Source organism: Curtobacterium sp. VKM Ac-2889 (assembly GCF_015350855.1).
Classification (GTDB): domain Bacteria; phylum Actinomycetota; class Actinomycetes; order Actinomycetales; family Microbacteriaceae; genus Curtobacterium; species Curtobacterium poinsettiae.
This window is the reverse complement of record NZ_JADKSC010000002.1, coordinates 264,783-290,851: the sequence shown is the minus strand read 5'-3', so window position 1 is coordinate 290,851 and position 26,069 is coordinate 264,783. Positions and strand designations below refer to the sequence as shown.

Annotated in this window: 21 protein-coding genes, 1 tRNA gene and 1 riboswitch; of the genes, 9 read left to right on the top strand and 13 right to left on the bottom strand. The window is 71.8% G+C overall.

Features of this window, described 5'->3' with window-relative positions; genetic code table 11:
• Positions 1-132: 132 nt before the first annotated feature.
• Complete coding sequence (locus tag ITJ50_RS07210; RefSeq protein WP_042538294.1) at positions 133-927, top strand: polyprenol monophosphomannose synthase; 795 nt, start codon at positions 133-135, stop codon at positions 925-927.
• 161 nt (positions 928-1,088) lie between these two features.
• Here the strand turns inward: ITJ50_RS07210 and treZ are convergent, their stop codons facing one another.
• From treZ to glgX, 3 genes are read right to left on the bottom strand one after another with little or no spacing between them, the layout of a single operon-like run.
• Positions 1,089-2,843: a malto-oligosyltrehalose trehalohydrolase gene (treZ, locus tag ITJ50_RS07205; protein ID WP_194590217.1), complete on the bottom strand. Its 1,755-nt coding sequence runs from the start codon at positions 2,841-2,843 to the stop codon at positions 1,089-1,091.
• The gene (gene treY, locus ITJ50_RS07200; protein ID WP_194590216.1) at positions 2,840-5,338 is read right to left on the bottom strand and encodes a malto-oligosyltrehalose synthase; all 2,499 of its coding nucleotides are present in this window, start codon (positions 5,336-5,338) and stop codon (positions 2,840-2,842) included. Before treY ends, treZ begins: the two co-directional genes overlap by 4 nt.
• On the bottom strand, positions 5,335-7,566 hold the full coding sequence (gene glgX / locus ITJ50_RS07195; protein ID WP_042538299.1) for a glycogen debranching protein GlgX: 2,232 nt from the start codon (positions 7,564-7,566) through the stop codon (positions 5,335-5,337). The genes treY and glgX overlap by 4 nt, the downstream gene beginning before the upstream one ends.
• Positions 7,567-7,694: 128 nt before the next feature.
• Between glgX and ITJ50_RS07190 the strand changes: the two genes are divergently transcribed.
• The 4 genes from ITJ50_RS07190 to ITJ50_RS07180 all read left to right on the top strand — a co-directional run bounded on the left by ITJ50_RS07190 (position 7,695) and on the right by ITJ50_RS07180 (position 11,989).
• Entirely contained in the window at positions 7,695-8,015 is a 321-nt protein-coding gene (locus ITJ50_RS07190) for a hypothetical protein (protein ID WP_027464636.1), read from the top strand.
• Between the two features lie 82 nt (positions 8,016-8,097).
• Positions 8,098-8,209, top strand: a riboswitch (TPP riboswitch).
• Positions 8,204-8,842, top strand: coding sequence for an ECF transporter S component (locus ITJ50_RS17335; RefSeq protein WP_056071483.1), 639 nt, complete (start codon positions 8,204-8,206; stop codon positions 8,840-8,842). Its footprint overlaps the riboswitch before it by 6 nt.
• A gap of 17 nt (positions 8,843-8,859) precedes the next feature.
• Positions 8,860-11,385 (top strand): ATP-binding cassette domain-containing protein, encoded by a 2,526-nt coding sequence (locus ITJ50_RS17785; RefSeq protein ID WP_323749892.1) that lies wholly within the window; start codon positions 8,860-8,862, stop codon positions 11,383-11,385.
• On the top strand, positions 11,378-11,989 hold the full coding sequence (locus ITJ50_RS07180; protein WP_194590214.1) for an ATP-binding protein: 612 nt from the start codon (positions 11,378-11,380) through the stop codon (positions 11,987-11,989). The genes ITJ50_RS17785 and ITJ50_RS07180 overlap by 8 nt, the downstream gene beginning before the upstream one ends.
• A 69-nt stretch (positions 11,990-12,058) precedes the next feature.
• Here ITJ50_RS07180 and ITJ50_RS07175 read toward each other — a convergent pair whose 3' ends face one another.
• A complete protein-coding gene (locus ITJ50_RS07175) occupies positions 12,059-13,462 on the bottom strand; it encodes an MFS transporter (RefSeq protein ID WP_194590213.1) in 1,404 nt (467 codons plus the stop codon).
• Between the two features lie 102 nt (positions 13,463-13,564).
• Here ITJ50_RS07175 and ITJ50_RS07170 point away from each other — a divergent pair, with 102 nt between their 5' ends.
• Both ITJ50_RS07170 and ITJ50_RS07165 read left to right on the top strand, forming a co-directional pair.
• Positions 13,565-14,986: an LLM class flavin-dependent oxidoreductase gene (locus ITJ50_RS07170; protein ID WP_140449344.1), complete on the top strand. Its 1,422-nt coding sequence runs from the start codon at positions 13,565-13,567 to the stop codon at positions 14,984-14,986.
• Entirely contained in the window at positions 14,983-16,248 is a 1,266-nt protein-coding gene (locus tag ITJ50_RS07165) for an acyl-CoA dehydrogenase family protein (RefSeq protein ID WP_194590212.1), read from the top strand. The genes ITJ50_RS07170 and ITJ50_RS07165 overlap by 4 nt, the downstream gene beginning before the upstream one ends.
• A gap of 36 nt (positions 16,249-16,284) precedes the next feature.
• On the opposite strand, the gene ITJ50_RS07160 is transcribed toward ITJ50_RS07165, so the two are convergent.
• From ITJ50_RS07160 to ITJ50_RS07135, 6 genes are all read right to left on the bottom strand, one after another.
• Complete coding sequence (locus tag ITJ50_RS07160; RefSeq protein WP_194590427.1) at positions 16,285-16,629, bottom strand: metallopeptidase family protein; 345 nt, start codon at positions 16,627-16,629, stop codon at positions 16,285-16,287.
• Positions 16,629-18,797, bottom strand: a complete 2,169-nt coding sequence (locus tag ITJ50_RS07155) for an acyltransferase family protein (RefSeq protein ID WP_194590211.1) — start codon at positions 18,795-18,797, stop codon at positions 16,629-16,631. The genes ITJ50_RS07160 and ITJ50_RS07155 overlap by 1 nt, the downstream gene beginning before the upstream one ends.
• 108 nt (positions 18,798-18,905) lie before the next feature.
• Positions 18,906-18,981, bottom strand: a tRNA-His gene (locus tag ITJ50_RS07150).
• 75 nt (positions 18,982-19,056) lie between these two features.
• Entirely contained in the window at positions 19,057-19,695 is a 639-nt protein-coding gene (gene orn, locus ITJ50_RS07145) for an oligoribonuclease (protein WP_194590210.1), read from the bottom strand.
• 643 nt (positions 19,696-20,338) lie between these two features.
• Positions 20,339-21,580, bottom strand: coding sequence for an MFS transporter (locus tag ITJ50_RS07140; protein WP_194590209.1), 1,242 nt, complete (start codon positions 21,578-21,580; stop codon positions 20,339-20,341).
• The gene (locus tag ITJ50_RS07135; protein WP_017886052.1) at positions 21,577-22,026 is read right to left on the bottom strand and encodes a MarR family winged helix-turn-helix transcriptional regulator; all 450 of its coding nucleotides are present in this window, start codon (positions 22,024-22,026) and stop codon (positions 21,577-21,579) included. The genes ITJ50_RS07140 and ITJ50_RS07135 overlap by 4 nt, the downstream gene beginning before the upstream one ends.
• A 166-nt stretch (positions 22,027-22,192) precedes the next feature.
• Here ITJ50_RS07135 and ITJ50_RS07130 point away from each other — a divergent pair, with 166 nt between their 5' ends.
• Together ITJ50_RS07130 and ITJ50_RS07125 are read left to right on the top strand one after the other, a co-directional pair.
• Complete coding sequence (locus tag ITJ50_RS07130; protein WP_194590208.1) at positions 22,193-22,483, top strand: oligoribonuclease; 291 nt, start codon at positions 22,193-22,195, stop codon at positions 22,481-22,483.
• 29 nt (positions 22,484-22,512) lie between these two features.
• Complete coding sequence (locus tag ITJ50_RS07125; protein ID WP_017886050.1) at positions 22,513-22,773, top strand: thioredoxin family protein; 261 nt, start codon at positions 22,513-22,515, stop codon at positions 22,771-22,773.
• On the opposite strand, the gene ITJ50_RS07120 is transcribed toward ITJ50_RS07125, so the two are convergent.
• The 3 genes from ITJ50_RS07120 to ITJ50_RS07110 all read right to left on the bottom strand — a co-directional run bounded on the left by ITJ50_RS07120 (position 22,717) and on the right by ITJ50_RS07110 (position 26,033).
• Complete coding sequence (locus tag ITJ50_RS07120; RefSeq protein WP_194590207.1) at positions 22,717-24,258, bottom strand: DUF6716 putative glycosyltransferase; 1,542 nt, start codon at positions 24,256-24,258, stop codon at positions 22,717-22,719. The genes ITJ50_RS07125 and ITJ50_RS07120 overlap by 57 nt on opposite strands.
• A 138-nt stretch (positions 24,259-24,396) precedes the next feature.
• Positions 24,397-25,269 (bottom strand): N-acetylneuraminate synthase family protein, encoded by an 873-nt coding sequence (locus ITJ50_RS07115; RefSeq protein ID WP_017886049.1) that lies wholly within the window; start codon positions 25,267-25,269, stop codon positions 24,397-24,399.
• The gene (locus ITJ50_RS07110; RefSeq protein ID WP_194590206.1) at positions 25,266-26,033 is read right to left on the bottom strand and encodes a cytidylyltransferase domain-containing protein; all 768 of its coding nucleotides are present in this window, start codon (positions 26,031-26,033) and stop codon (positions 25,266-25,268) included. The genes ITJ50_RS07115 and ITJ50_RS07110 overlap by 4 nt, the downstream gene beginning before the upstream one ends.
• Between the last annotated feature and the right edge of the window lie 36 nt (positions 26,034-26,069).

Here is a 26,069-nt window from a genome sequence, read left to right as displayed (position 1 = left end):
CCGTCCGTCCCGGTGCGGGTGCACCCCGCCGTCACCCAGACGAGGACCGGTCTCGCTGATCAGGTTCGCAGCGCGCTCTTCGGAGGACCGCAGCCGCCGTTCGGTACATTCGGGTGGAGCACGAGGAGCACCATGAGCGAGACCCTGGTCATCATCCCGACCTACGACGAAGCCGAGAACGTCCGGCCCATCGTCGAACGCACGCTGGCCGCGACGGACGACACGGTGCACGTGCTCGTCGTCGACGACAACTCACCCGACGGCACCGGCGACATCGCGGACGCCATCGCGACCGAGACCGACCGTGTGCACGTGCTGCACCGCACCGTCAAGGACGGCCTGGGCGGGGCGTACCTGTCCGGCTTCGCGTGGGGCCTGGAACACGGCTACGCCAAGCTCGTCGAGATGGACGCCGACGGCTCCCACCACCCCGAGTACCTGCCGTGGATGCTCGAGCTCGCGGACTCCAACGACCTGGTGCTCGGCTCCCGCTGGGTCAAGGGCGGCAAGGTCGAGAACTGGCCCTGGTACCGGCTCCTGCTGTCCCGCGGCGGCAACCTGTACACCCGCCTCGCACTCGGCATCGCGGTGCGCGACGCCACCGGCGGCTTCCGGGTGTTCACCTCGAAGGCGTTCGAGCGGATCGACCTCGCCGGCGTCGCGTCGAAGGGGTACTGCTTCCAGGTGGACCTCTGTTGGCGCGCCCTCGAGGCAGGCCTGCGGGTCGTGGAGACCCCGATCACGTTCACCGAGCGGGAGTTCGGTGTCTCGAAGATGAGCGGCAACATCGTCCGCGAGAGCCTCGCGCTCGTGACGAAGTGGGGCATCGACCGTCGCATCCGTGAGACCCGCTCCCTGGTCAAGGACCACCGCAAGCTGCCCTCCGTGCGGAAGAACGCGCACGCGGTGGCCGACCACGCGGCCTGAGGCCACGAACACACGAACACACCAACGCACGAACGGCGACGAAACCAGGGGGTTCGTCGCCGTTCGTGTGTGCGGGACTGCGGCTCGCGCAGCACGCGCACGCGCGTCTAGCGCAGCACGCGCACGCGCACGCGCGTCTAGCGCAGCACGCGCACGCGCGTCTAGCGCAGCACGACCACGCCTCGGCCGCGGAACCGGACGACGCCGGCATCGACCTCGGTCGCCCCGAAGCCGTAGAGCTCCTCGCCCTCGGCCTCAGGGACGGGGACCTCGGCAGCGTCATCGGCGAAGTTCACGACGACGTGCACCGGCGTGACGTCGGGGCCGAGCAGTCCGCGTGTGAGCACGAGCCAGCGATGGTCCTCGCTGAAGCGGACGGCGTTCGCCTCGTACCGGTGGTCGACGAACGCCTGGTCGGTGCGACGCAGGGCGATCAGCACCCGGTACGCGCGCAGGATCGCCGCACCGCGCTCCGAGCTCACGTCGGCCCAGTCGAGCTTCGAGTTCGTGAACGTCGTCGGGTCCTGCGGGTCCGGCACGGCGGACTCGTCCCAGCCGTGCTCGGCGAACTCGGCGATGCGCCCCTCGGCGGTGGCCGTGCCGAGCTCGGGCTCCGGGTGCGAGGTGAAGAACTGCCACGGTGTCGAGGCCGCGAACTCCTCGCCCATGAACAGCATCGGCGTGAACGGCCCGAGGAGCGTCAGGGCTGCGGCGATCACGAGCCCCTCGTCGTCGAGGGTCGCGGCCAGCCGGTCGCCGGCGGCCCGGTTGCCGATCTGGTCGTGGTTCTGGTTCGCGACGACCAGGGCCGTCGCGGGGGAGGTCCCACGGTCGATCGGTCGGCCGTGCCGCTTACCGCGGAACGACGACCAGGTGCCGTCGTGGAAGAAGCCGTCCTGGAGTACCTTCGCCAGCGCCGAGAGCGGAGCGAAGTCGGCGTAGTAGCCGTTCGTCTCACCGGTGAGCGCCACGTGCACGGCGTGGTGGAAGTCGTCGGACCACTGTCCGGCGAGGCCGTACCCGGCGGCCTCGCGCGGCCGGAACATCACCGGGTCGTTGAGGTCGGACTCCGCGATGAGCGACAGCGGACGCCCGATGAACGACGAGTAGGCGTCGGTCTCGTCGGCCATCGACGCCAGCACGTGCGGGCGGGTGGTGTCGCGGATCGCGTGCACGGCGTCGAGCCGGAGCCCGTCGACGTGGTGGTCGCGGAACCACATGCGCACGTTGTCGAGGACGTACCGACGGACCTCGGGGTGCTCGACGTTCACCGAGTCGCCCCAGGTGTTGCCGAGCCCGGCGAGCAGGTAGGGGCCGTACAGCGGCAGGTAGTTCCCGCTCGGGCCGAGGTGGTTGTAGACGACGTCCTGGATGACACCGAGCCCCAGCGCGTGCGCCGTGTCGACGAACCGGTCGTAGGCGTCCGGGCCGCCGTACGGCGCGTGCACCGAGAACCAGCCGACCCCGTCGTAGCCCCAGTTCCACTCGCCGTTCACCGCGTTGACGGGGAGCAGTTCGACGAACTCGACCCCGAGCTCGACCAGGTGGTCCAGCTTCTGGGCGGCGGCGTCGAGGGTGCCCTCGGGCGTGTAGGTGCCGATGTGCATCTCGTAGATCACGGCGCCGCGGGCCGGGCGTCCGGTCCACGACTCGTCGGTCCACGCGAACCGAGCGGGGTCGACGACCTCGGACGGGCCGTGCACGCCCTCGGGCTGGTACCGGCTCCGGGGGTCCGGTCGGACCGCGTCGTCGTCGCCGATGCGGAACCCGTACCGGGCACCGACCACCGGCATCACGGAGTCGGTGGACCACCAGTCGTCGGTGCCCTTGGTGAGCGGGTACTCGACGTCGTCGACGACGAGCCGGACCCGTTCCGGCTCGGGCGCCCAGACGGCGTAACGGTCGGGTGCGGTCATGCGTGACCCTCCAGGATGTCGATCTCGGCCTGCGCGTCGGACTCGGTGGCGTCCGTCGTGCCGGCGGCGGGCCGGGAGGCACCGCTCGCGTCGTACACGGCGGTCACCGCGTCGGCGTGGCCGGCTGCACCGACCGCGTCGGCGGGCACGAGCAGCGCGACCGGGTAGGTGGTGAGCAGGTCGGCCAGCGCGATCCCGCGGTCAGCGGGGACGTGTCGGCCGGTGAGCAGGTCGATGCGCTCGACCGGGACGGCGTGCACCAGGGTGTCGCCCCAGCCGCCGACGCGGTCGAGGCCGATCGGCAGGCGCGTTGCGATCGTCACGGCGCCGCCGCGGTCGAACGCGATGACGTGGTCGGCCGCGCTGCCGGTGGCCTCGAGCTCCAGGTATCGGGTGAACAGCTCCGGGTGGTCCCGTCGGATCCGCAGTGCGCGGTTCGTGACCAGGAGCTTCGCGGCTCCGTCGATGCCGATGGCCGGCAGGTCCTCGGGGCCGTCGTCGTCGGGGCCGTCGAGCTCCGCGAGCACGTGACGCCGCTCGGCGTAGTCGACCGGGCGTCGGTTGTCGGGGTCGACCAGCGAGCGGTCCCAGAACTCGGTGCCCTGGTAGACGTCGGGGACGCCGGGGGCGGTGAGCTGGACGAGCTTCTGGGCGAGACCGTTCGACCACCCGGCAGCGTCGATCTGCTCGTCGAGGGCATCGAGCACCCCGACCACGTCCGGGTTGTCGAACGCGGCGTCGACGATCGCGTGCATCTGCTGCTCGAACGCCTCGTCGGGCTCGGTCCACGTGGTGCTGTCCCCGGCTTCGCGGGAGGCCTTCTCGGCGTAGGCGTGCAGACGTTCGCGGCTGGCGGGCCGCGCGCCGACGATCGCCTGCCAGAGCAGGTCGGCGAACACGCGGTCCCGCAGCGGCACGAGCGACTGCAGCCGTTCGAGCGTGGCGGCCCACTCGTCGCCGAGCTCGGCCAGCACGGCGATGCGGGCGCGGGTGTCCTCGCTGCGCTTCGTGTCGTGCGTGGTGAGCGTCGTCATGGTGTGCGGCCAGCTGCCCAGCCGTTCGCGCTGTGCCTGGTGGAAGTCCGCCACCGAGACCGCGAAGACGCTCGGGTCGCCGCCGACCTCGCTCAGGGACGACAGGCGCGAGGTGCGGTAGAACGCGGTGTCCTCGACGCCCTTCGCCATCACCATGCCGCTGGTCTGCTGCAGTCGGAGGGCCGCGGCGTTCGTCGGGTCGACGAGGGCCGGTGCGATCCGGTCGATGACGTCGTCGAGGTCCGGGCGGGCCGCGGCGGCGCGCTCGAGCGCGGTGATCAGGTGGTGGGCGCCCTCGGGCAGGTACGTGCGGTACACGTCGAACGAGGCAACGACCTCGGCGACCGCGTCGACGATCCGCTCGTGCGTGATCGTCGCCGTGACGGCACTCGGTGCGAGCAGACGAGCGAGCCGCTCGACCTCGCTGCCGAGGATGCCGTCCGCGATGCCCCGTCGGGTGTCGTGCGTGAGCTGCTGCCAGTCGGTCGGTTCGGCGCCCGACGCCGCGGTCAGGGACTGTTCGCCCGCCGGGTCGACGAACACGCGGTCGAGCACCCCGAGGGCGTCGTACCCGGTGGTGCCGTCGACCGGCCACGAGCTCGGCAGCTGCTCGCCGGGCTCGAGGATCTTCTCGACGAGGGTGTAGGCCCCGCCGGTCAGCTCCGCCAGGTCCTGCAGGTAGCCCGCCGGGTCGTACAGCCCGTCCGGGTGGTCGATGCGCAGGCCGTCGACGAGCCCGTCGCGGAACCAGCCGCCGATGACCGCGTGCGACGCCGCGAAGACCTCGGGCTCCTCCACGCGGATCGCCGCGAGGGTGTTCACCGCGAAGAACCGGCGGTAGTTCAGGTCGTGGTCGGCACGCTTCCAGTGCACGAACGCGTAGTGCTGGCGTTCGTGGACGGTCTCGACGGTGTCGCCGTCGTGCACCGTGCCCGGCGCCGTGGGGTAGGCGGTCTCGCCGACGCGGAGCACCGGACGCTCGGCGTCGGACGTGTCCAGCGTGATCGCGTCGAGCAGCCGGTCGTCCAGCACGGGGACCCGGAGCTTGCCGTCGCCGGCTTCCCAGTCCACGTCGAACGCCCAGGCCACGGGCGAGCCCTGGCCGAGTTCGAGCAGGGACCACCACCACGGGTTCGACTCGGGGGTCGCGACACCGACGTGGTTCGGCACCACGTCGACGATGACCCCGAGGCCGACGGCGTGCGCGGCCTCGGCCAGCGCCCGCATCGCCTGGTCGCCACCGCGGTCGGTGTCGACGCGGGTGTGGTCGACCACGTCGTAGCCGTGGTTCGACCCGGACTCGGCCTGCAGCACGGGCGACAGGTACAGCCAGTCGGCGCCGAGGTCGTGCACGTAGCCGACCAGGTCGCGCGCGGCGTCGAGGTCGAAGTCGGCGGAGACCTGCAGGCGGTACGTCGACGCGGGCACGCGGTTCGCGGCGCCGGGCGTTCCGGCGGTCATCGGGCGGTTCCGCTCGGTGCGGTGGACCCGGCCGGGTTGACCGGGGTGACGGCGTCCTGCGGTGCTGCCGGTTCGGTGGCACCGTCCTGTTCGGCGTCGACCGGGGTGCTCGTGACCTCGTGGTCGGGCTCGGCGCGGAGCACGATCATCGACCGTGCGGGGACGTCGAGCGGGGTGCCCGCGTCGAGCACCTCGTCACGGGCGCCGGGGTCCGCGGTGTCGATCCGGACGGTCCAGCCGGGGGAGTACTCCTCGGGCGGCAGCGTGAAGGTCACGACGTCGTCGTGGGCGTTGAAGTACGTGATGAAGCCGACGTCGGTGACGCGCTCACCGCGGGCATCGCGGCCGCGGATGCCCTCGCCGTTCAGGTACATGCCGACGCTCTTGCCGAAGCCGGAGTCCCAGTCCTCGGGGTCCATCGCGTCGCCCGAGGGGGTCAGCCACACCACGTCGGGCAGCGGCTCGCCCTCGCCACGACGGACCGGACGGCCGTTGAAGTACCGGGTCCGGCGGAACGTCGGGTGGTCGTGCCGCAGCTTCACCACGTCGGCGGTGAACTGGATGAGGTCTTCGTCCGCGCTGTCCCAGTCGATCCAGCTGAGCTCGGAGTCCTGCGCGTAGACGTTGTTGTTGCCCGACTGCGACCGACCGAGTTCGTCGCCGTGCGCGAGCATCGGCACACCCTGGCTCAGGAGCAGGGTCGCCAGGAAGTTCCGGCGGCGCTGCAGCCGCAGGGCGTTCACGGCCTCGTCGTCGGTCGGGCCCTCGGCACCGGAGTTCCACGACCGGTTGTGGCTCTCGCCGTCGTTGTTGTCCTCGCCGTTGGCCTCGTTGTGCTTCTCGTTGTAGGCCACCAGGTCGTACAGCGTGAAGCCGTCGTGTGCGGTGATGAAGTTGATGCTCGCCTTGGGCGTGCGACCGTCGTGCTCGTACAGGTCGGCCGAGCCCGAGATCCGAGACGCGAACTCGCCGAGCGTCGACGACTCACCCCGCCAGAAGTCACGGACGGTGTCGCGGTACTTGCCGTTCCACTCGGACCACTGGGGCGGGAAGTTGCCGACCTGGTAACCACCGGGGCCGACGTCCCACGGCTCGGCGATGAGCTTGACCTGCGACACGATCGGGTCCTGCTGGACCAGTTCGAAGAAGGCCGACAGGCGGTCGACCTCGTAGAACTCGCGCGCCAGCGCCGACGCCAGGTCGAAGCGGAACCCGTCGACGTGCATCTCGGTCACCCAGTAGCGGAGCGAGTCGAGGATGAGCTGCAGCGAGTGCGGGTGCCCGACGTTGAGCGAGTTCCCCGTGCCCGTGTAGTCCATGTAGAACTTCTTGTCGTCGTCGACCAGGCGGTAGTAGGCCGCGTTGTCGATGCCGCGGAACGACAGCGTCGGGCCGAGGTGGTTGCCCTCGGCGGTGTGGTTGTAGACGACGTCGAGGACGACCTCGATGCCGGCGCGGTGCAGCTCGCGCACCATCGTCTTGAACTCCTGGACCTGCTGGCCCTGGTCGCCCGACGACGAGTACGCCGAGTGCGGCGCGAAGAAACCGATCGTGTTGTAGCCCCAGTAGTTCGACAGCCCCTTGTCCTGCAGGGTGGAGTCGTTCACGAACTGGTGCACCGGCATGAGCTCGAGCGTGGTGATGCCGAGGCGCTGCAGGTGCTCGATCACCGCAGGGTGGGCGACGCCGGCGTAGGTGCCGCGCTGCTCTTCCGGCACGTCCGGGTGGGTCTCGGTGAGGCCCTTGACGTGTGCTTCGTAGATGACGGTCTCGCCGTACGGCGTGCGTGGCGGACGGTCCCCCTGCCAGTCGAAGAAGGGGTTGATCACGACGCCCTTCATCATGTGCGACGCGGAGTCCTCGTCGTTGGTCGAGTCCGGGTCGCCGAACGTGTACGAGAAGAGCGACTGGTCCCAGTCGATCTCACCGCTGGTCGCCTTGGCGTACGGGTCGAGCAGGAGCTTCGACGGGTTGCAGCGCGCGCCGGAGTCCGGGTCGTACGGGCCGTGCACGCGGAAGCCGTACTCCTGCCCGGGACCGATGTTGGGGAGGTACGCGTGCCAGACGTAGGCGTCCACCTCGAGCAGGCGGACGCATTCTTCGTTGCCGTCGGAATCGAACAGACAGAGTTCGACGCGCTCGGCGACCTCGGAGAACAGCGCGAAGTTCGTGCCGCTCCCGTCGTAGGTCGCCCCGAGCGGGTACGGGTTTCCGGGCCAGGTGTGCAAACGGTCCTCCAGGTGTGGGTGCGGCCAACATATCGGCGGCACTCGTCCGCGTCCGCAGACAAGCCCCAGCTGTGGATGCGTGAGGCGCCCCGCGGCCTGTTGAGGAACGGACGAGTAGCGTCGCGCGCATGGCCAACATCGTCTCGAAGATCGCAGACCAGGTCCGCCCGCTCGGGGTCTCCACGAACTACGGAGAACCCGTCGAGGTCGGCGACCAGACCCTCATCCCCGTGTCCGTCAGCTGGTTCGGCTTCGGTGGCGGCGGGGACGACGAGAACGGTGGCGGCGGTGGCGGCGGCCTGTCGGCCCCCGTCGGCGCCTACGTCCGTCGCCCGGGCAAGGACCTGGTGTTCGAGCCGAACCCGATCTCACTGATCGTCGTGGGCATCCCCTTCGTGTGGGTGGCCGGGCGTGTCCTGCGCAAGCTGGTGCGCGCGCTCAAGAAGTGACCACCTGACGCAACTGGAGGCCCGTGGCGACGCCGCCACGGGCCTCCCGTCCTTCACGCGGTCGCGACCGCGTCTAGACTGCTGGCACACACACGGGAGTCCGGGACCGCCGGGCTGAGAGGGAGCGATCGGCGCTCCGACCGTCGAACCTGATCCGGATCATGCCGGCGCAGGGAGGAGTCAGCAGCATGCCTTCAGGCACGTCAACAACCGTCACCACCGCTCCGCGGCGATCGCTGCGCTGGCGGGTCGTCGACATCGTCGTCGCGAGTGTGCTCGCGGTGGCACTCGGAGTCGTCTTCCGGCTCTGGGAGTTCGGCTACGAACCCATCAGCGCCGTGATGGACCTCGTGCTCCCCGGCACGAAGGCCCTGTTCGGCGGGGTCTGGCTGCTCGCCGGCCCGATCGTCGCGATCGTCGTCCGGAAGCCCGGCGCCGCGCTCTACGGCGAGATGGTGGCCGCGTCGGTCGAGGCGTTGTTCGGCACGCAGTGGGGATGGCTCACCCTCGAGGCCGGGCTGGTCCAGGGCCTCGGCGCCGAGATCGTCCTCGCGCTGTTCCTGTACCGCGTCTACCGCCTGCCGGTCGTCGTCCTCGCCGGTGCCGCTGCCGGGCTCGCGCTCGGCATCAACGACACCGTCCTCTGGTACCCGGGACTCGACGTCGCCTTCAAGGTCGTCTACGTGATCTGTGCCGTCGTCTCCGGTGCCGTGATCGCGGGAGCGGGCTCCTGGCTGATCGTGCGGGCACTCGCCCGCACGGGGGTGCTGTCGTCCTTCGCCGCCGGCCGCGAGCACAGCCGTCGCGAACCCCGCGCCCTGGTGTGACCGTGCCCGCTCCGTCGGTGACGCCCACCTCCGCCGGTGGCGATGCCGGCGTCGGCGTCCGCGGGGCGCGCATCGTGTTCCGTGGCTGGGGCTGGCGGTACGCGGAACGGGACGCCTGGGCCGTCCGCGGAGTCGACCTGGTCGTCGGGCCCGGGGAGCGCGTGGCCGTCGTCGGACCGTCCGGGGCCGGCAAGTCGACGCTCCTGCGAGCCGTCGCCGGCGTGCTGCCCGACGAACCCGACGCCACCGACGACACCGCGGCGTCGGTGCAAGGGACACTCCTGGTCGACGAGTCCGACCCCCGCGCGGTCCGCGGGCGTGTCGGCCTCGTCATGCAGGACCCCGAGGCGCACACCGTGATGTCCCGCGTCGGCGACGACGTGGCCTTCGGCTGCGAGAACGCCGGCGTCCCCCGCGACGAGACCTGGGACCGGGTGCGGTCCGCGCTCGACGTCGTCGGCCTCGACCTGCCGCTCGACCGCTCCACCGCGCAGTTGTCCGGCGGCCAGCGGCAGCGGTTGGCGCTCGCCGGCGTGCTCGCGATGCGGCCCGGTGCGCTCGTGCTCGACGAGCCCTGCGCCAACCTCGACCCCGAGGGTGTGGCGCAGGTGCACGACGCCGTCCGGGCACTGCTCGACGACACCGGGGCGACGCTGCTCGTGGTGGAGCACCGGATCGGCACCTGGCTCGACCTGGTCGACCGGCTCGTGCTGCTCGAACCGGCGGGCGGCGTCGTCGCGGACGGTCCGCCGGCGCAGGTGCTGGCGACCCACGGCGAGGCGCTCACCGCGGCCGGGGTCTGGGTGCCCGGTGCCGAGCCGGAGCGCGGTTCTGCGCGAGGGCAGCGTGCGGCGGGACGAGCGGGCGAAATACCCGGGTCGCCCGGTGGGGTGACTGCGGCATTCCGCCCGCTCGGCGAAGGGGCGCTCGGCGCGGGCGAGGGGGCGCGCGGGGCGGGGACCACGGTGCTGCTCGAGACGCGGGGGCTCGGCACGGCACGGGGGAAGCAGCCGGTCGGGAACGGCATCGACCTCGGGCTCCGAGCCGGGCAGGTCCTCGCGGTCACCGGACCGAACGGTGTCGGCAAGTCGACGCTCGGTCTGACCCTCGCGGGCTTGCTCCCACCGGCAGCCGGTGAGCTCCACGCCACGGACCTCCTGGCCGACGGCATCGGCACGACGCCCCACACCTGGACGAGCCGCGAACTCGCGGCCCGGATCGGCGCGGTGTTCCAGGATCCGGAGCACCAGTTCGTCGCCCGTTCCGTGCGCGAGGAGGTCGAAGCCGGCCCCCGCGTGCTCGGTGCGCCCGATGCCGCCGAACGAGCCTCCGCGCTGCTCGACGAGTTCGGGCTCGCACACCTGGCCGACGCCAACCCGTTCACCCTGTCCGGCGGCGAGCAGCGACGACTCGCGATCGCCTCGGCCATCGCGGCCCGTCCGCCGGTCGTCGTGCTCGACGAACCGACCTCCGGGCAGGACCGTGCCACGTGGCAGGCCGTCGTGGGGCGCCTCGGAGCACTCGCGGACGCCGGTACCGCGGTGGTGGCGGTCACCCACGACCGCGACCTCGTCCGGGCACTCGACGCCGACGAGGTCGTCCTCGGGCCGGACGGCGCGCGGTCCGTCGGGCGCGACCAGGGGTCGGCGGGCGCGGCCATCCCGGAGACGGGACCGACAGCCGGGAACCGCCCCGGGCCTCCAGACCGGACCGCCGGGACGCACCGGACCACCGACACGGACCGGACCGCCGCGACCGACGCGTCGGACCCCACGCGACGACCGCTGGCCGCGCGCGCGACCGGCATCCCCGGCGTCCAGCCCGTTGCCTCCCTGATCGGCGTGCTCGCACTCGGTGTCTGCCTGGTGCTGAGCCTCGACGTCGTCTCGGCCGCCGTCGCCCTGGCGCTCGAACTCGCGCTCCTGCCGCTCCTGCGCCTGCCGGTCCGGACACTGCTCTTCCGACTCGCACCGGTGCTGGTCGCGGTGCCGCTGACGGCGGTGAGCATCGCGCTGTACGGCAGACCCTCGGGTCGGGAGTGGTTCGACCTCGGGTTCGCGCACGTCACCGACGGATCGCTGACGCTCGCGCTGGCGACCGCGCTCCGGGTCCTCGCGGTGGGGGTGCCAGCCATCGCGCTTTTCGTGCGGGTCGACCCGACCGACCTGGCGGACGGGCTCGCGCAGGTGCTGCGGCTGCCCGCGCGTTTCGTGCTCGGGGCCCTCGCCGCCGTCCGGATGATGACGCTGCTCGTCGACGACTGGCGACAGCTCGCGATGGCCCGGCGTGCCCGGGGACTGGCGGACTCCGGGAGGCTGCGCCGCGGAGCGACCATGGCGTTCGCGCTGCTCGTGCTCGCGCTGCGCCGGGCGACGACCCTGGCGGTGGCGATGGAGTCACGCGGGTTCGGCGCTCCCGGACGGCGGACCTGGGCGCGGGTCGCGCGGTTCGCCGGGCCGGAGTGGGCGACGGTGGCGGTGCTGGTCGGCATCGGCGTGGTGTCGATCGCCGTCGCGGTGAGCACGGGGACCTGGCGTGCCTGACGCGGAACGTGCCACGGGCACGACGGGCAGAGCCGGCACGACCGGCACGACCGGCGGGACCGCGGGGACCGGCACGACCGCGGGGGACCTCGCCCCGGGCCTCGCTGCTGCTGCCGCCGGTGTCGCCGCCGCCACGGGCCACCGTGCCATCGTGCTCATCGATGGCCGGTCCGGCACGGGCAAGACGACCCTCGGCGCGCAGGTCGCGGAACAGCTCGGAGCGCAGCTCGTGCACCTGGACGACCTCTACCCGGGCTGGGACGGCCTGCGAGCGGCTTCGGACGCCCTGGTGACCGACGTGCTCGGAGCGCCGAGCGGCTACCGACGATGGGACTGGGACGCCGACGGACCCGCGGAGTGGACGTCGGTGGACCCCGACCTGCCGATCGTGGTGGAGGGCTGCGGGGCGTTGTCGCGGGCGTCGGCACCGCTGGCGTCGCTGCGTGTGTGGCTCGAGGCCGACGACGCCGTGCGCTGGGACCGGGCGATCGGACGCGACGGCGAGGTCTTCGCACGCGAGTGGGACCGCTGGGCCGCGCAGGAGCAGGCCTTCATCGCCGCCGAGGACCCGGCCGCCCTGGCCGACGTGGTCCTGCGGACGTAGCGCCCTGCGGCGGCCGCGAGTCACGCGTCCTCGGACAGTTCTCGGGCTACGGAAGGCGAGAACTGTCCGTCAAGCCGAGACTCGGCCCGCGCCCGCGCCCGCGCCGGCCCCCGCCCGCGCCCGCGTCCGCGCCCGCGCCGCCCTCCCGCCGCGCCCCGCGCGCGGATCCACCGCGAACACCGCCGCCACGATCGTCAGCACCGCGTACACCCCGAGGTACCCGCACAGGATCCACGGCGAGCCACCGCCCAACTGCACGAACACCGCGGCCAGCAGCGGCGTCAGCCCCACCGAGAAGATCGACCCGATCTGGTAGCCGAGCGACATCCCCGAGTACCGCCGCCCGGTCGGGAACTGCTCCGCGAACCACGCCGCCTGCGGGCCGTAGATGCTGTCGTGGAACACGCACATCCCGATCAGCGCCACGAGCGGCAGCAGCACGAGGGGCCCGGCGTCGAGGAACGCGAAGAACGGCCAGATGAGCACCGCGATGCCCACAGCCGACCAGATCGTGAGCACCCGCCGCCCGACCCGGTCGGACAGCCACCCCCAGAACGGCGTCGACACGAGCGACACCGCCGAGATCACGAGCACGGCCTGCAGCCCCGCGTCCGAGCCCGACGGCCCCCGCACGTTGCCGAGGTAGGTCAGTGCGTACGTCGTCAGGATCGAGTACAGCGCCGGTTGTACGAGTCGCAGGCCCGCCGTCACCAGGATCGACCGCGGGTGCTGCCGGATCGCCTGCCACACCGGGAACCGTTCGACCCCACCCGAGGCACGCAGCTCCTGGAACACCGGGGCGTCCTGCACGCCGAGCCGGATGACGAGCCCGACCGCGACGATCACGGCGGAGAACAGGAACGGCAGCCGCCAGCCCCAGGCCAGGAACGCCTCGGTGCCGAGCAGCGACCGCACGAGCGTGAAGACCCCGGTCGCCAGGAGCATCCCACCGGCCGAGCCCATCTGCGTGAACGCCCCGAACAGCCCGCGGTGCCGTTCGGGCGCGTGCTCGACGGACAGCAGCGCCGAGCCGCCCCACTCGGCTCCGGCAGCGACACCCTGCAGCAGCCGCAGGAACACGAGCGCCACGACGGCGCCGACCCCGATGGTCGCGGCGGACGGGATCACCCCGATCAGCGTGGACGCGATGCCCATCAGCACCAGCGATGCGACGAGCAGCTTCTTCCGCCCGATCCGGTCGCCCAGGTGCCCGGCGACCACCCCGCCGAGCGGCCGCGCCACGAACCCGACGCCGTAGGTCGCGAACGACGCGATCACCCCGACCGCGGGTGTGACGGACGGGAAGAACGTCGGTGCGAACACCAGCGCCGAGGCCGTCGCGTAGAGGTAGAAGTCGTAGTACTCGACGGTCGTCCCGATGAACGACGCGAGCGCGACCCGACGACGGGTCGCGCTGGTCGACGGTGCGGCGGGACGGCCGGGAGGCGCGGTGACGGTGGTCTGGCTCGGCATGCCTCAGGAGCATGGTCGCGTCCACTGCGCCGGGGAACACCACGCGTAACGTGAGGTCACGTCGCTGTCGGCGGGCGGTGCCCGCCGACCACGATGGGTCGCATGAGCGATGCACCGAACCGCCCGCTGCGCTTCGCGGCCTTCGTCATGAACACGACGTCGCACATCCAGCACGGCCTGTGGCGGCACCCCGACGCTCGGCAGGCCGACTTCGACGACGTGACGCTCTGGACCGACCTGGCGAGGACCCTCGAGCGCGGCAAGTTCGACGCGATGTTCTTCGCCGACGTCGTCGGCACCTACGGCCCCGGTCGCGGCGACTACTCGACCAACCTGCGCGAGGGGCTGCAGATCCCCTCGAACGACCCCTCGGTGCTGCTCTCCGCGCTCGCCGTGTCGACCGAGCACCTCGGGTTGGCGTTCACCTCGAGCGTCATCCAGGCGCATCCGTTCGACTTCGCCCGCAAGGTCTCCACGCTCGACCACATCACCCGGGGTCGCATCGGCTGGAACGTCGTCACGAGCGCCCTCGACAGCGCCGCCCGGAACTTCGGCGCCGACCGGCTCGAGGAGCACGACGAGCGCTACGTCTGGGCCGAGGAGTACCTCGAGGTCTGCGCGAAGCTCTGGGAGGGATCCTGGGACGACGGCGCCGTCCTGAAGGACCCCGTCCGCGGCTACGCCGACCCCGACAGGGTGCACCGCATCGACCACCACGGCGCCCGCTACGACGTGCAGGGTCCGCACCTGTCGGCACCGTCACCGCAGCGGACGCCGGTGCTGTTCCAGGCGGGGTCCTCGCCCGCCGGCCGAGCCTTCGCGGCCCGGAACGCCGAGGCCCAGTTCATCCTGACCTCGAACCGTGACGCCACCGAACAGCTCATCCGGGAGACCCGCGACCTGGCCGCGGCCGCCGGCCGGCGGCGCGACGACATCGCGTTCTTCCTCGGCCTGACCTTCGTCACCGGCTCGACCGAGGCCGAGGCGAAGGCCAAGGAAGCGGAGATCGACGAGTACCTGGCCGCCGACGGGTTCCTGGTGCACTCGAACCTCGGCTTCGACGCGGACACCGGCGAGCCCCTCGACCCCGACACCCCGCTGTCCGAGGTCCGCACCCACGCCGGGCAGTCGCACCTGCAGTGGCTCCGCGAGGCCGCCGGGGACCGCGAGCCGACCATCGCCGACCTGGCCCGCCTGTCCGCCAAGCTCCGCGCCCGGGTCGTCGGTACGCCGGAGCAGATCGCCGACGAGCTCGCCGACTGGCAGCGGGTGGGCGTCGACGGCGTGAACGTCATCAACTGGACGCTGCCCGGCTCGTACGAAGAGTTCGTCGACCACATCGCACCGACCCTGCAGGAGCGCGGGTTGATGCAGTCCGAGTACCGCGAGGGCACCCTGCGCGAGAAGCTCTTCGACCACGCGCAGCTACCGGACTCGCACCCGGCCCGGCAGTGGCGCGGGGCGTTCTCCGGTGGCGCGAGCGGCGTCGCGGACGCAGCCCGTGCGGTGGAGGTGCCCGCATGACGGACGCGACGACGACCGACGGGCGCACGCCGGGCCTCCCGGCCGACCGTCTGTCGACCCTGCGCGACCGCTTCGCTCCCGTGTTCGCGATGATCCGCGACGGCGCGGTCGAGCGTGAGCTGGCGTCCGGGAAGCCGGGCGACCGGCCGCTGCCGCACGCCGAGGTCCGGGCGCTCGCCGACGCGGGGTTCGGGCGGTTGCGCGTGCCGGAGGACCGCGGTGGCTTCGGCGTGACGCTGGTGGAACTCGCGCACCTGGTGGCGGACCTGGCGGCGGCGGACTCGAACATCGCGCACCTGTGGCGGGGACACTTCGGGTACACCGAACTGGTGCTGTTGCGGCCGCACTCCGCGTCGCGCGACGAGTGGCTCCAGCGCATCGTCGGCGGCGCGATCATCGGGAACGCGACCTCGGAGCGGACCGGGACGACGCTGGCCGACATCTCGACCACGGTGACGCCGGCTGGTGATCTCCTCCGCCTCGAAGGGCGGAAGTTCTACTCGACCGGCACGCTCTACGCGGACTGGATATACCTGGCGGCGGACCGCGACGGGGAGCGCGTGACGTTCGCCGTGGACGCCTCCGCGCCGGGCGTGAAGAGCATCGACGACTGGGACGGGTTCGGGCAGCGGCTGACAGCGTCCGGCACGACCGTGTTCGACGGGGTGTCGGTCGACCCGTCGGTGGTGTCGGCGTACCGGGACGCTCCGCTGTCGCACATCCAGGCCTTCTACCAGCTGTACCTGCTGGCGGTCCTCGCCGGGATCGGGCAGGCGGTGTCCGACGACGCCGTGGCCTTCGTGCGACCACGGACCCGCACGTACATCCACGCCAACGCGGCCGTGCCGGGCCAGGACCCGCAGGTGCTCGCGGTGCTCGGGCGACTGTCGGCCGGCGCGTTCACCGCCCGGTCGCTCGTCGCCGCCGCCGCGGAGCTGCTCGACGGGGTCGTCGCGACGAACGAACCCGGGGTCGGCGTCGACCGCGTGCTGCTCGACGCGGCCGAGAACGCCGTGTACCAGGCGCAGGTCGAGATCGGGCCGCGGGTGCTGCGGTCGGCGTCCGAGCTGTTCGAGGTCGGCGGGGCGTCGGCGGCCGACCGGACGCGTGCGCTCGACCGGCACTGGCGGAACGCGCGGGTGGTGGCGTCGCACAACCCGGCGGCCTACAAGGAGCGGCTCGTGGGGGAGTACGCGCTGCACGGGCGGGGGCCGGTGGGGGCGTGGGAGAAGTACCACGAGGTGGGGCCGACGCGGTTCTGAGGTGCGGGTGCAGGTGCGCGGGTGCGTCCCTGGCCGCTACGCCCAGCCGAGCTCGTGCAGCCGCTCGTCGTCGATGCCGTAGAAGTGCCCGATCTCGTGCACGAGGGTGGTGTGCACCTCGTCCTTGAGCTCCTCGACGGTGTCGCACTCGGCCAGGTGCTGCTTCCGGAACACCACGATGCGGTCGGGCAGCTCGCCGAAGCCGTACTGCCCGCGCTCGGTGGCTGCGATGCCGTCGTAGACACCGAAGAGCTCTTCGCCGTTCTCCGGTTCGTCCTCGACCACGAACACCACGTTGTCGAGCCCGTCGACCATCTCGTCGGGGAGCAGGTCGAGTTCGTCGGTCACGAGTCGCTCGAAGGCCTCGGCGGACATCTCCATCACGGGGTCGATGGTCGCACACCCGGCAGGATGTCCTCCTTCCGGAGCAGGTCGAGCAGCGCCGGCGCCGATGCCTGTGAAGCCTCCGGTGTGACGTGGACCGGATCGAAGCGGGTGAGGACGTTCCCGATGAGCAGCGGGCAGGTGCCGAACGAGCACCAGAGGGGGGTCGTGTCGAGCACCGTGGTCTCGTCGACGTCGTCGAGCAGGGTGGTCAGGGAACGCATCTGGGCGCGGGCTGTCGCATCGCCTTCTCGGCAGTCCTGTGGCCCCCGGGTGCCGGCGACACAGCCGGTCGGCGCGTACCCCGGCGGGGTGGCGGGTACGACGACGACGCGGCCGACGTGCGGTCGGGCAGCCTCGATGATCCCCTTGACGCCGGATTCGTAGGACTCTCGCGTGATCCCTTCGAGGCTCGGGTCTTCCTTGTCCCAGAACCGGTTCGTCACGACCAGGACGTCCGGGGTCGTCCGTTCGAGCTCGGCGAGCACCTCCGCGTTGTGGGCGGCGCAGGTGTCGACGTCCGAGGTGAGCGCCGCCGTGGAGAAGGGGCAGCCGATCTGTGCGCCGTTCCGGACCTGCACATCGGCGTCGGGGTCTTCTGCGAGCGCTCTCCACCCCGGCGCCGAGAACGCACCGGTGGAGTCGCCAGTGAGCATCACGGACGTCCCCGGAGCGGCGCCCCACGTGCACGAGTCCGCGCGCCAATCGGCACCGATCACCGAGCACCCGAGGGTGGGCGCCCAACTCGAGGTCTTCGTCAGGGAGTCTGCGTAGCCAGGGGCACTGATCGCCTCGGCACTCGGCGTCAGGTCGTCTGGCCACGATCGCGCGCCCAGCCCTGCTGCGATGGCGTCGGCGCGGGCTTGCAGCGCCGGGAACGAGTCGTCTGCGGCGAGGTCGGTGTCGTCCCCGGCGGCGGGCGCGGCAGCGGGAACCGGTGGGAGCGGCCGGAGCCGCTCGGCGGTTCCCGAGACGGTGACGAGGGTGAGCACGGTCAGCGCGGCCAGCGCGCCGACCTGCAGCCGCAGACGGTGTTCCTGCAGCGTGGCGCGGAGGCCGCGGTGCCGGAAGGCGGTCTCCACCGTTGCGTAGCTCGCGATCGACGTCAGCAGTGCGAGGACGACCGCGATGCCGACGGGGAGCGATGTGAAGAGGGGCAGCAGGACGATGAACGGCCAGTGCCAGAGGTAGAGCGAGTAGCTCACCGTCCCGAGTCCGACGAGGGGACGCCAGCGCAGCGGTGCCGCTGCCCAGGCCGTGCGGGTGGGTGCGGTACCAGAGCTGGAGCGGGAGCTGGCGCCGGTTCCGGCTTCGGCTCCGGTTCCGGCTCCGGCTCCGGCGACCAGGATGAGCGCGGTACCGAGCGTCGGGACGAGTGCGAGCGGTGCCGGCATGCCGAAGGTCTCCCGCCCGAGCAGGACGGACGCGGCGATCGCGCCGAGTCCGATGACGACCATGCACTCCGCGACCCACGGGCGGACCGACCGGGCACGGTGCACAGCGATCGCGGCGAGGACACCCACGCCGAGCTCCCATGCACGCGTCGCCGTCGAGAAGTACGCGGAGGCAGGGTCGACCGCAGCAGCGACGAAGGCCCAAGCGAGAGAGCACACCGTGAGGCCGCCGATCACGACGGTTGCACGTGCCGAGCGCCCGACGGTTCGATCGTCTCGGCGTGCGCGACGCCCGAGCAGGAGCAGCAGGAGGACCGGGAGCACCAGGTAGAACTGTTCCTCGACCGCGAGGGACCAGAAGTGCTGGAACGGTGAGGCGGCTGCCGTCGCCGCGAAGTAGTCGGTGCCCGCTGCTGCCAACCGCCAGTTCTGCACGGCGAGCACGGAGGCGACGGCATCGGCGGCGACCGAAGCGAACCTGCTCGTCGGCAGGAGGACCCAGGCCGCAGCCGTGGTCACGAGGATCACGAGGAGGGATGCCGGCGCGAGCCTGCGGACGCGTCGGGCGGCGAAGGCCCGGAGGCGGATCCGTCCGGTCCGCCCGTGTTCACGCAGCAGCCCTGCGGTGATGACGAACCCGGAGATCACGAAGAAGACGTCGACGCCGAGGAACCCACCGCTCGGCCAACGGAACGCATGGTCGAGGACGACCACGGCGACGGCGATCCCACGGAGGCCCTGGATGTCTGGTCGGAAGGATCGGGTCTGCACTGATCTACAATATACAGAAGTACATATTTTACACAAGACCCGAACATGTTCGTGGAACGACGAAGGCCCCGGTCCAACGGACCGGGGCCTTCGTCTGTTCTTCAGTACTGGGGTGAATAACGGGTCTCGAACCCGCGACCTCCTAGACCACAACCAGGCGCTCTACCAACTGAGCTATATCCACCATGTTCGAACCGGCGGACCGGCGCGACCACTCAATAGTAGTACATGCGGGACGGGGTGCGGACCACCCGTGTCGCTACTCGGCCGTGGGCTGCGCCAGCCGCGACTCCCACTTCGCCACGACGTCGGCCTGCACGGCGCGCACGTCGTCGGTGCTCGGGCCGGGCTCGGCGACGAAGCTGGCGCGGCGGTAGTACTCGAGCTCGCGGATCGACTCGAGGATGTCCGCGAGGGCACGGTGCCCACCGTGCTTCTCCGGCGCGTTGAAGTACACGCGCGGGAACCAGCGGCGGCAGAGTTCCTTGATGCTGGACACGTCGACGCTGCGGTAGTGCAGGTGTCCGTCGACGCGCGGCATGTACTTCGACAGGAACGCCCGGTCGGTGCCGATCGTGTTGCCGGCCAGGGGCGCGGAGCCCTCGGCGGGGACGTGCTCGAGGATGTACTCGAGCACCTGGTACTCGGCGTCCGCCAGGCTCACGCCGTTCGGGATCTCCTCGATGAGGCCCGAGGTGACGTGCATGTTCGTCACGAACTCGTTCATGTTGTCGAGCGCCGACTGGTCCGGCTTGATGACGATGTCGAACCCGGGGTGCACGGGCTCGAGGTCGAAGTCGGTGATGACCACGGCCACCTCGACGAGTTCGTCGACCTCGAGGTCGAGGCCGGTCATCTCGCAGTCGATCCAGACGAGGCGGTCATTCGCGGTTGCCATGTCCTCGATCCTATTCCCGCCCTGCGTGCCTCCCGTACGGGCCGCGGGCGGGGGGGCGGCCGTGCGTGCCCGCGCGTTCCGCGGGTGCGATCCCCGAGCGGGAGAAATGCCCGGGCGCCCTCCGGACGCACCCGGGTGTTCCGCCCGCTCGTCCGGGACACGAAGCGCAGGCGGTACACGCGACCGGCTGGAGGACCGTCACGACCCCGGCAGGCCGCCCCGCGCCTCCAGTCAGCTCGTTCCACCCGCCTGCCGCGGCGCACGCGCTCGGACTTGCGTCCCCACCGCGAGCGGGCGAAATGCCGGGCCCACTGGGCGGACGCACCCGGATGTTCCGCCCGCTCGGCCGCGGCGTGAGCCGACAGCACTGCCGGCGACCGCCTGGAGGCCCGTGGCGACCCCGACGGGCTGCGTCGCGCCTCCAGGCGGTTCGTTCCACCCCGCCTGCCGCGGCGTTCCCGCCGGCCGCTCGGGGGAAGGAGAAGGAGGAACGGGTACGCGGGTGCACGGGCGAGCGGGCGCGCAGATGCACGAACGGACGAAAGGCCGGAGTGCCCACGGGGGACACTCGGGCATTTCGCCCGTTCGCGGGAGAATCGGGGCGAGCGGGGAGCGTCCGCGTGGCGGTGGACCCGCCCCGCCCCTAGACCATCTCGCCGGCGGTGATTGCCTCGGCCTCGACGCGCTCGGGCTCGGCACCGTCGTCGACGCGGCGCAGGACCTTGGTGGTGCAGAGGATCACGACGAAGGCGACCGCGACGGACGCACCCGCGAAGACGTACGCCGCCGAGGGGGAGTACTCGTCGGCGAGCAGGGTCGCGACGGGCGGGGCGATGGCGCCGCCGATGAAGCGGACGGCGGAGTAGGCGCTCGAGGCGACCGAGCGGGGGAGGTCGGTGGCCTCCATGACGCACTCGGTGAGCACGGTGTTCAGGACACCGAGCACGAGGCCGCCGATGACGACGCAGACGATCAGGCCCACCTGCGACCGGACGACGAGCGCGGCGGCGAACAGGTCGAGTGCGAGCAAGGGCAGCGCGATCTTCAGCACGGTCGTCCTGCGGAGCCGGGCGGTGAGCATCGGGGCGACCCACACCGACGTGATGGCGAGACCGACACCCCAGCCGAAGAACGTGAACCCGATGCCGAGCGCGCCGAAGCCAAGCGGGAACGGCGTGTACGCCAGCAGGACGAAGAAGCCGATGTTGTAGAACAGTGCGGTCGCGGCGAGTGCGGCGAGCGCGGGACGACCGAGAGCGCGGAACGGTGCGGAGAGCTTGGTGGGTGTGGGCTTCTCGAGACTGCCGGTCTTGAGCAGGGCGACGATGGCGATGAACGCGACGGCCATCAAGGTGGTCACGCCGAAGAACGGGCCGCGCCAGCTCACCGAGCCGAGCAGGCCTCCGACGAGAGGGCCGACGGCGATGCCGAGGCCGAGCGCTGCCTCGTACAGGATGATCGCCGAGGCGGTGCCGCCCGACGCTGCCCCGACGATGGTCGCGAGCGCGGTGGAGATGAAGAGCGCGTTGCCGAGACCCCACCCGGCGCGGAAGTCGATGATGCTCCACACGCTGTTCGACGTCGCGGCGAGGACCGAGAAGACCACGATCAGGGCGAGTCCGATGAGCAGGGTGCGCTTCGCGCCGATGCGGCTCGAGACCCAGCTCGTGAAGAACATCGCGACACCGGTGACGGCGAGGTAGCTCGTGAAGAGCAGCTCGGTCTGCGCCGGGGTCGCCTTCAGGGACGCGGCGATCGCGGGGAGGATCGGGTCGACGAGGCCGATGCCCATGAACGCGACGACGCAGGCGAAGGCGATCGCCCAGACCGCTGACGACTGCTTGAGGATGGAGCCGGACCGGCCGGCGGGTGCGTGGGCGTTCACGCGGGGATCTCCGTTCCGTTGGGGGTTGTCCGGGTGCGCTGGGCGATCAGGTCCGCCGCGTGGTGCAGGACGTCCCAGTCGTCGTCGGTCAGGTCGGCGAACAACGGGCCGACCGTACTGGTGAGGGTGGAACGCCAGGCCGCGAGCCGGTCGCGCCCGGCGTCGGTGAGTTCGACGAGCTGCCCGCGGGAGTCGCCGGGGTCGACGCTGCGGCTGACCAGACCGTCGGCGAGCATGCCAGCGACGAGCCGGGTCATCGTGGGCTGCGCCACGCGCGACGCGGTGGCCAGCTCGCCGAGCCGCAGGGGCTCGTCGGTCTCGAGGATGCCGAGTGTGCGCCAGACGGCGGTGGAGGACGTGTTGCCCGTCGACTGGACGGCGCGGCGGATCAGGCGGTTGACGGAGACGAGGAGGGTCTCGATCGTCTGCTCACGCGGTGTTTCCATAGCGGAACTATATAGCGATGCTATGCATCCCGCAACGGCGGCGACCGGAGCGCAACGGGCGAGGACCGCCGTGCAACGTGCGAGGGCCGCCGCGCAACGGGCGAGGACCGCCGCGCAAGGACGGGCTGAACAGACTGCCCCAGCCGCCGCCTGGTAGAAGGGACGCATGAGCGACATCACCATCCACGAAGGCGACGAGTACACCGCGATCTTCCACGGCGGTCCCTTCGACGGCACGACCGACACCCGCACCGCCACGAGCGACGCGCTGGACGACGAGGTCACGGTGTTCGCCGACGTCGAGGGCCTGCAGACGGCCTTCACCTACCGCGCCGCCAAGTCCCGCCAGGTGCTCGACCAGATCTCGGTCGAGTTCACCTACGAGCCGAGCGAGTCCGACCCCGTGGACGACCTGCAGGACCGCGGCGACCGCAGCGGTGAGTTCGACCGGGAGTAGAACCCCCACCCGCCGCGTTGCAGGACCACATGCAGCTCGATCTCTGGACGTCCGCCTTCTGTGCGCCGTGCGCCGCCGCCCGCAGGGTGTCGGCCGAGGCCTCGGCGCTCGTCCCCGGGCTCACCGTGACCGAACACGACGTGGCGGCGCACCCCGACGACGCGGAAGACCTCGGTGTCCGGTCCACGCCCACGATCATCGTGCGGCAGGACGACGGCACCGAGGTCTTCCGTTCACCCGGCGTCCCGACCCGGGACCAGCTCCTGCTCGCGGTGGCCAAGGCGCTCTGACCGAGCCGCCGCCGCGGCGGCCCCCGACGCGGGCGCAGCGGCGCGCCCTCCTGCGCGCTGCGACGTCGGCGCCGACACCACGACGGGCTCCGGCGGATCGATCAGTGCCCGCATGCGCCGCGCCAGGCGCTTCGCACTCCGGATCGGCGCCCCGATGCCCAGAGCGACCAGCCCGAGCGGGCTTCGATCGGCCCCACCGAGGGCGTTCTTCCGCTCCCACGCACGTCGCAGCGCCCCACCACGGCTCCGCCGAGCCGGTGCCCGGTCCACCAGCCTCCCGGCGTCCCGTCGGGCCATGAGGTCCACCAGTCGGCGCTGCCAGTCGTCCTCGGCGGCCGGGTGGAAGTAGTTGTCCCGCATCCACTCCGGCCGGACGGCCCCGAACCGGCCGTCGACCAGGTCGACGGCGTCCCCCTCGAGGCCACTCCCCACGAACACCTCGTTGATCAGGTGCCGCCCGATCCCGAAGTCGGTGAGCGTGAGCGCGGGGACACCCCGGGCCGCAGCCTCGAGGACGGCCGTCGAACTGATCGTCACGAGTGCCACCGCGCGGTCGAGGTGGTCGGCCATCGGGCCGCTCTCCACCACCAGGTTGGCCGGGGCGTCCGCCGGCACCAGGTCCGGGTACGGGTGCTCCTCGCGGTGCGTCTGGTGCTCGCCGGCCGCGGCGCGGGTCTTGATGACGACGCGCCACTCCGGGTGCGCGCGGGCCGTGTCGACGAGCCAGCGCACGACGAGGGCTCGGTCGGCCCGCTCGAGCGGCACACTCGGCTGCGCCGCGAAGACGACGGAGTCGCGGACGGGCGCGCCCGTCGCGCCGGTACCGCCGGTCGCGCCGGCACCCCGGGCGAACGGCAGTGTGGCGAGTGCGAAGTGCGGCTCGACCCCGCCCTCGCGCGCCAGTTCCTCGTACGCGCGCACCTCGCGGTGGCTGTGCAGCACGAACAGGTCGGCCCGGGCGCGGAAGAAGATGCCCTTCCACTTCGCGGGGAACGAGATCCCCGGCAGCCCGGACACCAGCACCGGCCGGTCCGGGATCCGCCGGTGCACCTCGTCGATCACGAGTTCGGCCACGGGCCCGATCAAGGACACCAGGACGGCGTCCGGCGGGTCCTGTCGGAGCTCCTCGACGGCGGCGTCGACGTCCTTCGGTGCGGGCGGTTCGCGGTGCAGGTGGGCGAGTCGTCGGTCCAACCCGCGGAACGCCGAGCGCAGCTGCTTCGGACTGGCCGACCGCGGGGTCGCCACGGTGCGCAGCTCCAGGTCCCAGTCGGCGGGCGCGGTCGCCAGCAGGTGGGCGCCCCACTTCGCGAACGAGTCGGTGTCGACCAGGCCGACCACGCGTCGGACGCGTGGTGACGCGGCGGACGGGAGGCGCGCCTCCCGTCCGCCGGTCGACCCACCGCCGTCAGCCGGCACGTCCAGGGCGCGGGTCCCGTCGACCGGGCCGGTCACGTGCGCGGTGCTCACGTGCGCTCCGCTCACGCGCCGACGCGACGCAGCTTCGCGAGCGGTGCCTGCTCGCCGGCGCCCGGATGGGGACTGCATGCGCTCACGCGCCGACGCGACGCAGCTTCGCGAGCGGTGCCTGCTCGCCGGCGCCCGGATGGCGACTGCATGCGCTCACGCGCCGACACGACGCAGCTTCGCGAGCGGTGCCTGCTCGCCGGGGAAGATGCGCTTGACGCCGTCGCCGAGGGCGGTCTCGATGATGCGGATGTCACGGGCGAGCGTCTTCAGACCGTGCGGCTCGAGGGACGCGGCGTGGTCGGAGCCCCACATCGTGCGGTCCAGCGTGATGTGCCGTTCGACGGCCGTGGCACCGAGGGCGACCGCGGCGATGGAGATCTGCAGGCCGGGCTCGTGGCCGGAGTAGCCGACGGGGACGCCCGCGTACCGGTGGGCGAGCGTGTCGATCATGCGGAGGTTCGCCTCCTCGGCCGGCAGCGGGTAGGTCGACGTCGCGTGCATGAGGACGAGGCGGTCGGTGCCGAGGGTCTCGACGGCGGCGTCGATCTGCTCGAGCGTGGACATGCCGGTCGACAGGATGACGGGCTTGCCGGTCGCGGCGACCGCGGCGAGCATCCCGAGGTCCGTCACCGACGCCGACGCGATCTTGTAGGCGACGACGTTGAGGTCCTCGAGGAAGTCCACCGACGGCTCGTCCCACGGCGACGCGAACCAGTCGAGACCGCGGAGGGTCGCGTGGTCACCGATCTCGATGTACTGGTCGCGGTCGAACTCGACGCGGTAGCGGTACTCCAGGTAGGTCATGTCGCCCCACGGGGTGCTGCGCGGGGTGTTCTTCATGTGCTCCGGCGTCGAGATCGCGGGGGTGCGCTTCTGGAACTTGACGGCCTGCAGGCCGGCGTCGGCAGCGACGTCGATGAGCTGCTTCGCGATGTCGACGTCGCCGTTGTGGTTGAGGCCGATCTCGCCGATGAGGTAGGCGGGGTGGCCCGCGCCGATCGTGGACGTACCGATGGTGACGGTCATGGTGCTCCGTTCGGTGCGGGGGTGGCCCGCGTCGGGGATGGGTCTCGGGTCGTGGTGGGTGCGGGCACTTCGGCGAGTGGTTCGGCGAGGGCTTCGGCGAGGGCTTCGGCGAGGGCCAGGTCGGCTTCGTCGTCGATGTCGATCGCGCGGGCACCGTCGACGACTGCCAGCTCGACGCGGCCGTGGAACCGGTGCCGGTGCTCGAGGAACCCCGACGTCCGCATCACGTAGAACGCGCCGGTCTCGCGGAACTCCGGCTCACGGTCCTGGCGGCGCGGTCTGGTCGCAGCGTCGTGGTTGACCGCGACCGCGGTGCCGTCCGGCGCGGTCCGCCACAGGAACGCGTGCGACGCTGCGGCCGCGAACACCGCGTCGGCGTGCCCGTCGACCACGCGCGCGACGGCGGCGTCGAGGTCGGCCGGGTCGATGAACGGCGAGGTCGCCTGCAGGAAGACGAGGACCTCGGGCAGTGGCGTGCTGATCGCGTCGAGGACGTGCAGCAGCGCGGACTCGGACGATGCCTCGTCACCGGCGAGCTCGGCCGGACGGCGGACCACGGCGGCACCGGAGGCGACCGCCTCAGCGGCGATCGCGTCGCCGTCGGTCGTGACGACCACCTCGTCGATACTCGCGGCCAGCCGAGCCGACTCGACCGCACGACGGACCAGCGAACGACCCCCGACGGTGCGGAGGTTCTTGCCGGGGATCCCCTTCGACCCGGCACGCGCGGGCACGACGGCGAGGACGGAACCGGTGGTGCGCATGCTCCGGACGCTACGAAGCGCGGGTGTCCCGGAGGG

Bases quoted from the DNA above. Each gene is read 5' to 3' on its own strand.
- ITJ50_RS07210 (WP_042538294.1), top strand. From the start codon at position 133: ATGAGCGAGACCCTGGTCATCATCCCGACCTACGACGAAGCCGAGAAC.
- treZ (WP_194590217.1), bottom strand. From the start codon at position 2,843: ATGACCGCACCCGACCGTTACGCCGTCTGGGCGCCCGAGCCGGAACGG.
- treY (WP_194590216.1), bottom strand. From the start codon at position 5,338: ATGACCGCCGGAACGCCCGGCGCCGCGAACCGCGTGCCCGCGTCGACG.
- ITJ50_RS07190 (WP_027464636.1), top strand. From the start codon at position 7,695: ATGGCCAACATCGTCTCGAAGATCGCAGACCAGGTCCGCCCGCTCGGG.
- ITJ50_RS17335 (WP_056071483.1), top strand. From the start codon at position 8,204: ATGCCTTCAGGCACGTCAACAACCGTCACCACCGCTCCGCGGCGATCG.
- ITJ50_RS07175 (WP_194590213.1), bottom strand. From the start codon at position 13,462: ATGCCGAGCCAGACCACCGTCACCGCGCCTCCCGGCCGTCCCGCCGCA.
- ITJ50_RS07170 (WP_140449344.1), top strand. From the start codon at position 13,565: ATGAGCGATGCACCGAACCGCCCGCTGCGCTTCGCGGCCTTCGTCATG.
- ITJ50_RS07165 (WP_194590212.1), top strand. From the start codon at position 14,983: ATGACGGACGCGACGACGACCGACGGGCGCACGCCGGGCCTCCCGGCC.
- ITJ50_RS07160 (WP_194590427.1), bottom strand. From the start codon at position 16,629: ATGGAGATGTCCGCCGAGGCCTTCGAGCGACTCGTGACCGACGAACTC.
- orn (WP_194590210.1), bottom strand. From the start codon at position 19,695: ATGGCAACCGCGAATGACCGCCTCGTCTGGATCGACTGCGAGATGACC.
- ITJ50_RS07135 (WP_017886052.1), bottom strand. From the start codon at position 22,026: ATGGAAACACCGCGTGAGCAGACGATCGAGACCCTCCTCGTCTCCGTC.
- ITJ50_RS07130 (WP_194590208.1), top strand. From the start codon at position 22,193: ATGAGCGACATCACCATCCACGAAGGCGACGAGTACACCGCGATCTTC.
- ITJ50_RS07125 (WP_017886050.1), top strand. From the start codon at position 22,513: ATGCAGCTCGATCTCTGGACGTCCGCCTTCTGTGCGCCGTGCGCCGCC.
- ITJ50_RS07115 (WP_017886049.1), bottom strand. From the start codon at position 25,269: ATGACCGTCACCATCGGTACGTCCACGATCGGCGCGGGCCACCCCGCC.
- ITJ50_RS07110 (WP_194590206.1), bottom strand. From the start codon at position 26,033: ATGCGCACCACCGGTTCCGTCCTCGCCGTCGTGCCCGCGCGTGCCGGG.